The organism is Sphaerisporangium sp. NPDC005288, assembly GCF_040607475.1.
Classification (GTDB): Bacteria; Actinomycetota; Actinomycetes; order Streptosporangiales; family Streptosporangiaceae; genus Sphaerisporangium; species Sphaerisporangium rhizosphaerae.
In genome coordinates, this window is sequence record NZ_JBEXGT010000089.1 from 1 (window position 1) to 10,432 (window position 10,432).

The following is a 10,432-nucleotide window of genomic DNA, read 5'->3' on the forward strand; positions in this document are numbered from 1 at the left end:
CACGCCGCGCACGCCGCGCACGCTGCCCAGGCGGCCAAGGTGGCCGAGGCGGCCGTGGTGCTTCGGAGCGGGGAACCACAGGTCGCGTTGCGCGGCGACCGGCTCTTAACGCCCCGGCTGGAGCGGGCCCGCCTCGGCGAGGAGCCCGTGGCGGCCTGGCCGGTCGATGGGACCACGCTGATCACCGGCGGCACCGGCGGGCTGGGCGCCCTGATGGCCCGGCACCTGGTCGCCGTACACGGCGTGCGACATCTGCTGCTGATCTCCCGCCGCGGCCTGGACGCCCCCGGCGCCGCCGAACTACGCGACGAACTGACCGGACAAGGCGCCGAGGTCACCATCGCCGCCTGCGACGTGGCCGACCGGGACGCCCTCACCGCACTACTGGAGGAGATCCCCGGCACCCACCCCCTGCGCGCCGTCGTACACACCGCGGGGACGAGCGCGAACGCGGTCCTCGCCGATCTCACGCCCGAGCTGGTCGACCAGGTGGCCGGGCCCAAGGCGGACGCCGCCTGGCACCTGCACGAACTCACCCAGAAGCATGACCTGGCCGAGTTCGTGCTGTTCTCCTCGTCGGCATCGCTGGTGGACAACCCCGGCCAGGGGAACTACGCGGCGGCCAACGCCTTCCTCAACGCCCTGGCCGAGCACCGCCGGGCGGCGGGCTTGCCGGCGCGGACGCTGGCCTGGGGCCTGTGGGGCGGCGAGGCGGGCATGCAAAGCCGGCTGCGCGACGACGACCTGGCCCGAATCCGCCGCTGGGGCATGCTGCCGCTGCCGGTGGACGCGGGGCTGGCGTTGTTCGACGCGGCGCGGCGCGCGGACGCCGCCGTGCTGGCGCCGATCCGGCTGGACCCGGCCGCTGTGCGCGCCCGCGCGGACGGCGTTCCCGCGCTGCTTCAAGACCTGGCACCGGCAGTACGACGCACGGCGGCGGCGCCGTCGGGCGGGAACGAGCTGGAACCGCTGGCCGCACTGGGCCCCGAGGAGCGCCGGGAGCGCCTGGTCGAGCTGGTCCGCAGGCGGGTGGCCCAGGTGCTCGGATACGCGGACCTGCAGCCCGTGGAGCCGGAGTCGGACCTGGTCGGACTTGGTCTGGACTCACTCGGCGCCATGGAGTTGCGCAACGCGCTCAACTCGGACACCGGTGTCCGTCTGCCGGCCACCGCCGCCTTCGACTATCCGACGGTCAGCGCGCTGGCCCGGGTGCTGGCCGAGGAGATCGCTCCGGTTGCCGTCGCCGCGGCGCCCCGCGTGCCGGCCGGTGAGGTCGCGGCGGCCAACGGCCACGCCCGGCCCGGACCCGCCATGGCGGTCGGCGAGGGACCGGCCACACAGGACCTGCCGCGTGCGGCGGAGACGTTGAGCGGCCTGTTCCGCGCGGCGGCCGCCGCCGGCAAGATCGAGGAGGGGATGGTGCTGCTGCACGCCGCCGCCGCGGTACGTCCCCAGTACGGCGCGGCCGACGCCCCGGCCCGCACCCCGGTGGTGCTGGCCTCCGGCCCGCGCCGGCCGCGGCTGTTCTGCCTGAACTCCCCGATGGCCTTCGGCGGGCCGCACCAGTTCGTCCCGCTGGCCGCGGAGTTCCGCGATGTGCGTGACCTCGCCGTGCTGCCGGTGCCGGGGTTCGTCCGGGAGGAGAGCCTGCCGGCCTCACTGGACGACCTCGTGCACGGGCTGGCCCGAGCGGTGACCGGCGGCGCCGAGGTCGCCGCGGAGCCGTACGCGCTGGTCGGGTACTCCGCCGGCGGGGTGTTCGCGCACGCGCTCGCGGGCGCGATGGCGGAAGCCGGCCAGGGCCCGGCCGCGGTGATCCTTCTCGACACGCACGTCCCCGGGGCGGGGGAGAGCGCCCGTGTCTGGTCGTCGATCGTGGGCGGACTGCTCGATCGGGAGGCCGTATTCGGCCCGTTCACCGCCGCCCGGCTGTCGGCGATGGGCTGGTACGCCGCGCTGCTCTCCCAGTGGCGGCCGGTCGAACTGGCGGCGCCGACGCTGTTCGTCCGCGCCGCCCACGGGGTGGCGACCCCCGGCGGGACCACCACGGCCGTCGGCGTGGGCTGGTCTCCGGTCCTCACCCCCGGTACGGCGGTGCGCGAGGTGGCCGCCGACCACTTCAGCATCCTGGAGTCCGAGGCGCGGCAGACCGCCGCCGTGATCGAGGAATGGCTGGCTCAGACGCTCGGGTGAGTGTGAGTCACCCGGATGGCCGGGTGAGACGTCCGGGTGAGTGTGAGTCACCCGGATGGCCGGGTGAGATGTCCGGGTGAGTGTGAGTCACCCGGATGGTCGGGTGAGATGTCCGGGTGAGTGTGAGTCACCCGGATGGTCGGGTGAGATGTCCGGGTGAGTGTGAGTCACCCGGATGGCCGGCTCAGACGTCCAGGCGAGTGTGGCTCACCTGGACAGCGCGATGAGCGCGTCGGTCACCTCGGCCACCTGGTCGTCCAGGTAGAAGTGTCCCCCGGGGAAGACCCGCAGGTCGAAGTCGCCGGTGGTGTTCCGGCGCCAGGCGCGTGCCTCCTCGACCGTGGTCTTCGGGTCGTCGTCGCCGACGAAGACGACCAGCGGGCAGCCGACCGCGGCGTCCGCGGCGCACTGGTAGGTCTCCACTGCCCGGTAGTCGGCGCGCAGCGCCGGCAGCACCATCTCGAACAGCTCCGGGTCCTGGAGGAACACCGGGTCGGTGCCGCTGAGCCGGCGGAGTTCGGCCGCCACGCCGGCCGGGTCCCGCTGGTGCACCCACTCGTCGCGGTAGGTGGACGGGGCGCGCCGGCCGGAGGCGATCAGCGCGTGCGGCGCCGCGCCGCGCCGCTCGAGGAGCAGGGCGAGTTCGAAGGCCACGACCGCGCCCATACTGTGCCCGAACAGCAGCGTGGGCCGCCCGTCGTCGGGAAGCGCATCGGCGACGCCCGCGGCCAGCTGGCGCACGTCGGTCAAGAGCGGCTCGTGCCGGCGCTCCTGCCGGCCCGGGTACTGCACCGTGTGGGCGTCCAGCGCCGGATGCAGCGCGGCGGACAGCTTGAAGTAGGCGCTGGCCGCGCCGCCGGCGTGCGGCAGTAAGATCACCCGCGCCGGGGCGTCCGGCGCGGGGTGAAATCGCTTGATCCAACGCTCGTCCACAACGCTCCTTCTGCCGTGATTCGTTCGCCGCCTCCCTGGTGAGCCCGGTGAGGACCGGCGATCACCCGCGGCCGGACGCCGCGGGCACCAGAGTGACGACGCTTTCGGTGTTCCGCGCGACCGCGGCCGGGCTGTACAGCAGCGGCACTTGGGCGCCGGAGCTCCAGGCGGCGGCGAGGTCCGCGTAGTGCGGGCTCGCCGGGTCCCCGGACTGCCCGGGGGCGCTCACGAAGGTGGAGTTGTCCCAGGCTCCGACGTCCAGCACCATCCTGTACGCGGCGCCGGACACCGACCGGTAGGCCCCCGGGTAGTACGTCGAGGCGTCCACCGTGGTCGCGGAGCCGCCCCGGGGGATCGGGCCCACGTGCTCGCCGAGCGGGTGGGAGAACAGCGCCTGGTGCAGGCTTCCCCAGCGCCAGGCGGCCGGGTCGGCGCCGAGCCGGCCGCGGACCTCGGCGTAGGCCGCGCGCAGCGTCTGCTGCACGAGCCGGTCCCGCACCGCGGCGCCGTCCGGTCCGAACCAGCGGTCCGGCCGCTCCAACGCGTCGATCACCTGCCGGATGTCGGCGTGCGGCACCCGGGCGGCCACCGCCGGGGAGACGAACTGGGAGAGGAACGCCGGGCCGAGACGCCCGGAGAGCCAGGGCTCGAACAGCGCCGCGCCGGGGGAGTCGACGCTCGCCGTGCCGTCGTAGTCGCGCAGGAGCCGCAGCGCGGCCGCGGTGTCCGGGTCGTCACCGGCCGGGATGTCGCGCAGAGCCGCGACGATGCGCCGGGCGTACTCGTCGACCTTGTCGAACTGGAGTCGCGCCATCTCCGACAAGGTGTGCCGGGTCGAGCCGGACAGCACGTCCACGATGCGCTCCTTGCGCGCGGCCGGCTCCCACTCGTAGCCGACGCGCACCGGGTGCCCCGATGGCATGTTGTACTCGTTCGCCGAGGCGACGATGCCGCTTTTGGGGTTGCTCACCCTGGGCAACTCGGCGCCGTCGTAGAAGCCGTCCCATTCGTAGCGGCCGTCGCCGGGCACCGGCAGCAGTCCGTCGTATCCCGGCCGCCGGGGGACCAGGGCGCCGGGCACCCAGCCGATGGCGCCCGAGGTGTCGGCGTAGACCAGGTTCTCCGGCGGGGCGCCCCAGCGCCGCACCCGGGCGGTGAACTCGGGGAAGCTCCGCGCGGTCATGGCGTCGAGACCGGTGAGGTACGGCGCCGTGCCCGGCTCCGACCAGGCGGTGCGCAGGCCGAACGCGAGGCCCCGGTCGGCGTCCACCTTGAGCACCGGGCCGTGCCGGGAGAAGGTCAGCTCCACCTGACGGGGCGTCGAGCCGGCCACCGGCACCTCCTCCCGCACCGTGGTGAAGGGCACCCAGCGGCCACGGTAGAAGTAGCGGCCGGGGTCGTCGGGGTCCAGGCGGTACACCTGAAGGTCTTCCTGGTCCGCGGAGAAAACGGTGAGCGCGAAGGCGGCGCGGTCGTTGTGTCCCATGGAGATGCCGGGCAGCTCCGGCTCGCCGGCGCCGATCACGTCCAGGCCGGGCGCGGACAGGTGGGCGACGTAGCGCAGCGCCGGCGCCGTGGTGGCCCGATGCGGATCCCCGGCGAGGATCGGCCGGCCGGTGGCGGTACGCGACGGCGCGAGCGCCCAGGCGTTCGACCCTCCGGGCGACGACGACGGCGGCGCCGACCGTACCGCCACGCCGTCGAAGGTGACCGGCGTGGTCCCGAGCAGGTAGGTGTCGAGCACGTCCACGGGCACGGCGCACGGGTCGAGGCCGTCCGGCACCTGGGGTTCGTGCGCGGGTTCCAGACGGATGAGGGCCCGGACGGCGGGTTGCCCACCGGAGCACATGGCGGCCGCGAGCAACATCTCGGGGTAGGCGTTGAGCGCCAGCCCGTGGCTGCGGATCCGCACCACGTCCTCAGGGGCCCAGTGGTCCGGCCGGTGGCCCAGCCGGCGGAACTCCGGCGGCAACGCCTCCGGGTGAGCGTTGACCCAGTCGACGTAGGCGTTGACGCCTTGGACGAACGCGGTCACGGCGCGGCGCGTGCCCGGCCCGTAGGCGGCCCACTCCCGCTGGATGTCCCCGCGGTACAGGAAAAGCCGGGCGGCCCGGTCCTTGTCGACGTAACGAGGCCCGAAGGCGGCCGACAGCAGGCCGAGTCCGCGCCGCCGCCACAGGTCGAGCTGGAACAGCCGGTCCCGCGCGGCGTTGTACCCCTGCGCCAGGAATACGTCGTCGGTGTTGCGCGCGTACAGGTGCGGGACCCCCCAGCGGTCCACCACCAGCCGTACCGGCTCGCGCAGCCCCGGGACCTCGCGCGTGGCGGCGTCTCCCGTGTCCCCCGCCGCCCGCTCCGGAGCGGCCGGCGTGAGTGAGAGCACCGCGGCGACGATCACGGCGACGGCACGGCGTGAAGCGACGATCCGCACCGCCGGACCTCCTCCTGGAGACGTCAATGTGGAGTGATTCTCGTCGCCGCGGGAGACCGGGTCAGCCCCTACCTTCCCCTAATCCGGTGGTCTCATCTTGCCCATTAGCGGTCGGGCGCGGACAATCCCCTAAGTCTCCCCCTCTCTCCGGTGATCGATCTTGCCGCTCCGCTGCGCCCCTGCTTAGCCTCGGGCCACTTCCACGCAGCAGAGAGGTAAAGGCCGTGAAAGGAATCGTCCTCGCGGGAGGCCGGGGAACGCGGCTGCATCCGATCACCGCCGCGGTATCCAAACAACTGCTCCCGGTGAGCGACAAGCCGATGATCTATTACCCGATATCGGTGCTCATGTTGGCCGGCATCAGGGATATCCTCCTCATTTCCTCGCCCGACCAGGTGCCGAACTTCGTCCGGCTGCTGGGCGACGGCGCCCGCTACGGGCTGAACATCTCCTACGCCTCCCAGGAATCGCCGGACGGGATAGCCCAGGCGTTTCTCATCGGCGCCTCCCACATCGGCGACGGCCCGGCCGCGTTGATCCTCGGCGACAACATCTTCCACGGACCCTCCTTCTCGGAGGTGCTGGAAGAGACCGTGCGGGAAGTGGAGGGATGCGTGCTGTTCGGGTATCCGGTGAGCGATCCCAGCCGATACGGAGTGGGGGTGACCGACGAAAGCGGGCGCCTGATCTCGCTCGCGGAGAAACCGGCGAAACCGCGCTCCAACAGAGCCATCACAGGCCTGTATTTCTACGACAACGACGTCATCGAGATCGCCGAGAAACTCAAGCCGTCCGAACGGGGCGAACTGGAGATCACCGATGTGAACCTGGCCTACGTACGACGGGGCAGGGCCAAACTCGTGGATCTCGGCAGAGGATTCGCCTGGCTGGACACCGGTACGCCGGAGACGCTGCTCCAGGCGGGACAGTACGTGCAGACCCTCGAACAACGCCAGGGCGTGCGCATCGCGTGCCTGGAGGAGGTGGCGCTCCGCATGGGCTTCATCGACGCGGAGCAGTGCTACCGGCTCGGAGCCGAGCAGTCGCAGTCCGGCTACGGCCAGTACGTGATGAGCATCGCGAGTAGTTACGCGCGATGAGAATCCTGGTCACCGGCGGCGCCGGATTCATCGGTTCCCATTACGTCCGAACTCTGGCCGAGCGGCGCGACTGCACGCTGACGGTTCTCGACAAGCTCACCTACGCGGGCAACAGGGCCAACCTGGAGCCCGCCGAGGGCCGCTTCACGTTCGTCCGGGGCGACATCTGCGACGCCGCCCTCGTCGGAGAGTTGGTGGCCGCGCACGACCAGGTGGTGCACTTCGCCGCCGAATCCCACGTCGACCGGTCCATCAGCGGTGCGGGGGAGTTCGTCCGCACCAACGTGACGGGGACCCACACCCTGCTCGCGGCGGCGGTCGAGCACGGGCTCGGCACGTTCGTGCACGTCTCGACCGACGAGGTGTACGGCTCCATCCTCGAAGGCTCGTGGGGGGAGGACCAGCCGCTGTCGCCCAACTCGCCGTACTCGGCGTCGAAGGCCTCGGCCGACCTGCTCGCCCTCGCCTACCACCGGACGTACGGGCTGGACGTGCGGGTGACCCGCTGCTCCAACAACTACGGGCCGTACCAGTTCCCCGAGAAGGTCATCCCGCTGTTCGTCACCAACCTGCTCGACGGCGGCAAGGTCCCGTTGTACGGGGACGGCATGAACGCGCGCGACTGGCTCCACGTGGCCGACCATGTCGCGGGGATCGAGCTGGTACGGCAGGCAGGCCGGCCGGGAGAGGTCTACAACATCGGCGGCGGCACCGAGCTGACCAATCGCGAGCTGACCGAACTGCTCCTTGAGGCCTGCGGCGCCGGATGGGAGCGGGTGGAGTTCGTCGAGGACCGCATGGGCCACGACCGCCGCTACTCCGTCCACGACATCAAGATCCGCGTGGAGCTGGGGTACCGCCCGGCCGTGGACTTCGAGAAGGGCCTGGCCGAGACGGTCGAGTGGTACCGGAACAACCGCCCCTGGTGGGAGGCGCATAAGGGTGCCGTAGGGGTCGCCGCCGCAGATGAGGGCGACCCGACATAACGTCGAAAGAGGGATCAATGCGGATTCGCGAACTCGGCATCGACGGGGCGTTCCTCGTCGAGCCCAAGGTCTTCCCCGACTCCAGAGGACAGTTCCTCGAGGTCTTCAAGCAGCCCGCCTTCACCGAGGCCGTCGGTCATCCGCTGACCGTGGCCCAGGTCAACTGCTCCGTCTCCGTACTAGGCACGATCCGTGGACTGCACGCGATCCACCTGCCCGGCCAGGCCCGCTACGTGAGCTGCCCGAGCGGCGCCATCCGCGACATCGTCGTCGACATCAGGCAGGGCTCGCCCACGTACGGCCGGCACGTCGTGGCGGAGCTGAGCGAGGACAACCGGCACGTGCTCTACCTCGCCGAAGGGCTGGCGCACGGGTTCGCCGCGCTGACCGAGCAGGCCACCGTCTTCTACCTGTGCTCCAGCACCTGGTCGCCGGAGACCTCCTTCGAGGTGAACCCGCTGGACCCCGACCTCGACCTGCCCTGGCCGCGCGACCGTGAGCCCGTCCTGTCGGACAAGGACCGGGCCGCGCCCTCCCTGAAAGAGGCCGAACGGCTCGGCATCCTGCCTTCCTATGCCGACTGCCTGGCCCGCTACGCCGAACTCGCCACACCGGACGGAGCGCCGCGTTGATCCCGTTGTTCAAGGTCCCCATGTCGGAGTCGGCCCCGGCGGCGGTCGCCGAGGTCGTCGGCAGTGGGCAGATCGGCCAGGGCGCCAAGGTCGCCGAATTCGAACGGGCGCTGGGGGAGCGGATCGGCAACCCGCGCGTCGCCACGGTCAACAGCGGCACCTCGGGGCTGCACCTGGCGCTCCACATGGTCGCCGCGGCAGGGGACGACGATGGCGAGGTGCTCTCCACGCCGCTGACCATGGAGGCCACCAACTGGACCATCCTCGCCAACCGGCTGCACATCAAGTGGGTGGACGTCGATCCCGCCACGCTCAACGTCGACCTCGACGACCTGGCCCGCAAGATCTCCCCCCGCACCCGCGCCATCGTCGTCGTGCACTTCTCCGGCTATCCGGTGGACCTCGCCCGGCTGGCGAAGATCCTCGACGATGCCGAGGCGGCCTTCGGATTCCGCCCCGTGGTGATCGAGGACTGCGCCCACGCGTGGGGCGCCACCTACCAGGGCCGCCGCCTGGGTACCCACGGCAACGTCGCGATGTTCAGCTTCCAGGCGATCAAGCATTTGACCTGCGGCGACGGCGGGGCTCTGGTGCTGCCGGACGACGAACTGCACGAGCGGGCCACACTGCTCCGCTGGTTCGGCATCAGCCGTGGCGCCGACCGGCTGCGCAACCCGCCGGACGTCCCCGAGTGGGGCTACAAGTTCCACATGACCGACATCAACGCCGCGATAGGGCTGGCCAATCTGGACTGGGCGGAGGAGGTCGTGGCACGGCACCAGGCCCACGCCGCCCACTACGACCGGGAGCTCGCGGGCGTGCCGGGGCTGGAACTGACCGAACGTGCGCAGGACCGCCAGTCGTCCTTCTGGATCTACCCCGTCAAGGTCGAGGACCGCGCCGGCTTCATGAAGCGCATGGACGAGGCCCAGATCATGGTCAGCAACGTCCACGAACGCAACGACACCCACTCCTGCGTCCGCCGGTACGCCACGCTGCTGCCCGGGCTCGACAGCGTGGCCGAGCGCATCGTCTGCCTGCCCGTGGGTTGGTGGGTGACCGAGGAGCAGCGCGCGCACATCGTCGAGACCGTACAGCGAGGCTGGTGAGAGCAGGCCAGACCAGCGGGCAGCCCGCGGCGTCCCTGACGACGCCGCGCGCGGCCTTCTATATGCGACCCCAGATCGGGCCGTTCACATGACGACGGCCCTCAATGCCATGCACCTGCCTGCCCGTGGGCCGGCGGGTGACCGAGGAGCAGCCTGCGCAAATCGTCGACGGTGCTGGTGAGATTACCCCGGATCAGCAGGCACCCCGCGGCCTCCCAACGACGCCCTGTGCGGCCCTCCATGCGTTCGGGACCGGTGCCCTAGGTTCGCCGGTGTGGGCCCTCGTTGCCGGCTATCGGTTCACCAGCGAAGGGCATTGGTGGTGCGCGGTCTACCGCGCCGGTTCGGCGGTGGTGTTTCTGGCGGGGGTTCGTGGTCGCGTCCAAGCGTTCGCGCAGGAACGCCGGTGTACCGCCACGCGGTGGAGGCCTTCCTCGACAGGCCGAGGACGGCGGCTCATGTGATGGCGGCCCTCGAACTCAGGCGTCTGCCGCTCGGCCGGCACGCCCCGCTGTGCGCCGCGGCGCCGGCCTGCCGGTACGCGCCCATGCGGCGGCACGCCGGCACCATCGCCATGGTCCCACGCCCCAGTGGGTGTGCGACTGGCAAGCCGGCCGTTCCGCGACCCGACCACGCAACCGCCATTCACCCCCATGTCGTTCACCCCGGTGTCGTACGCCTGCTGTTCGTCGCATGCGTTCGCATGCTGTCGTGTACGTCTTCTTCAGGGCGGCTTGCGGTGATGACCTGCGTCCACCAGGCGTGGCTCTACTTTCCGGCGGTGTGGGGGTGTGATCGGTGCCTGGTCGGTGGGGGGGTGGTACGGCGATGTCGGCGTCTGAGTGTGTCGTTTTGAGGTCGGTTGCGGTCTCCACGTGTGTTCACCGGGCGCGCGGTTCTTCATTCCGGTCGTGTGCTGGGTGTGATCGGCGCCCGGTCGGTGGGGGGTGGTGCGGCGATGTCGGCGTCTGAGTGTGTCGTTTTGAGGTCGGTTGCGGTCTCCACGTGTGTTCACCGGGCGCGCGGTTCTTCATTCCGGTCGTGTGCT

At 71.4% G+C, this 10,432-nt stretch carries 7 protein-coding genes; 5 read left to right on the plus strand and 2 right to left on the minus strand.

The genetic code is table 11. The features are described from left to right. On the plus strand, positions 1-2,193 hold a 2,193-nt coding region (locus ABZU32_RS40265; protein WP_354931883.1), incomplete at its 5' end, for a type I polyketide synthase. A gap of 207 nt (positions 2,194-2,400) precedes the next feature. On the opposite strand, the gene ABZU32_RS40270 is transcribed toward ABZU32_RS40265, so the two are convergent. After that, positions 2,401-3,126: an alpha/beta fold hydrolase gene (locus ABZU32_RS40270; RefSeq protein ID WP_354853806.1), complete on the minus strand. Its 726-nt coding sequence runs from the start codon at positions 3,124-3,126 to the stop codon at positions 2,401-2,403. Between the two features lie 61 nt (positions 3,127-3,187). Further along, positions 3,188-5,557 carry a penicillin acylase family protein gene (locus ABZU32_RS40275; protein ID WP_354931885.1) on the minus strand — a complete coding sequence of 790 codons (2,370 nt, stop codon included), beginning with the start codon at positions 5,555-5,557 and terminating at the stop codon, positions 3,188-3,190. 224 nt (positions 5,558-5,781) lie between these two features. Here ABZU32_RS40275 and rfbA point away from each other — a divergent pair, with 224 nt between their 5' ends. The 4 genes from rfbA to ABZU32_RS40295 are packed head-to-tail and all read left to right on the plus strand — an operon-like array spanning position 5,782 to position 9,384. Continuing rightward, positions 5,782-6,657, plus strand: coding sequence for a glucose-1-phosphate thymidylyltransferase RfbA (rfbA, locus tag ABZU32_RS40280; RefSeq protein WP_354931888.1), 876 nt, complete (start codon positions 5,782-5,784; stop codon positions 6,655-6,657). Continuing rightward, the gene (rfbB, locus tag ABZU32_RS40285; RefSeq protein WP_354931891.1) at positions 6,654-7,643 is read left to right on the plus strand and encodes a dTDP-glucose 4,6-dehydratase; all 990 of its coding nucleotides are present in this window, start codon (positions 6,654-6,656) and stop codon (positions 7,641-7,643) included. Before rfbA ends, rfbB begins: the two co-directional genes overlap by 4 nt. A 17-nt stretch (positions 7,644-7,660) precedes the next feature. Then, positions 7,661-8,275 carry a dTDP-4-dehydrorhamnose 3,5-epimerase gene (rfbC, locus tag ABZU32_RS40290; RefSeq protein ID WP_354931894.1) on the plus strand — a complete coding sequence of 205 codons (615 nt, stop codon included), beginning with the start codon at positions 7,661-7,663 and terminating at the stop codon, positions 8,273-8,275. Beyond that, positions 8,272-9,384, plus strand: a complete 1,113-nt coding sequence (locus ABZU32_RS40295; protein ID WP_354853819.1) for a DegT/DnrJ/EryC1/StrS family aminotransferase — start codon at positions 8,272-8,274, stop codon at positions 9,382-9,384. Before rfbC ends, ABZU32_RS40295 begins: the two co-directional genes overlap by 4 nt. Positions 9,385-10,432 lie beyond the last annotated feature (1,048 nt).

Bases quoted from the DNA above. Each gene is read 5' to 3' on its own strand.
- rfbB (WP_354931891.1), top strand. From the start codon at position 6,654: ATGAGAATCCTGGTCACCGGCGGCGCCGGATTCATCGGTTCCCATTAC.
- rfbC (WP_354931894.1), top strand. From the start codon at position 7,661: ATGCGGATTCGCGAACTCGGCATCGACGGGGCGTTCCTCGTCGAGCCC.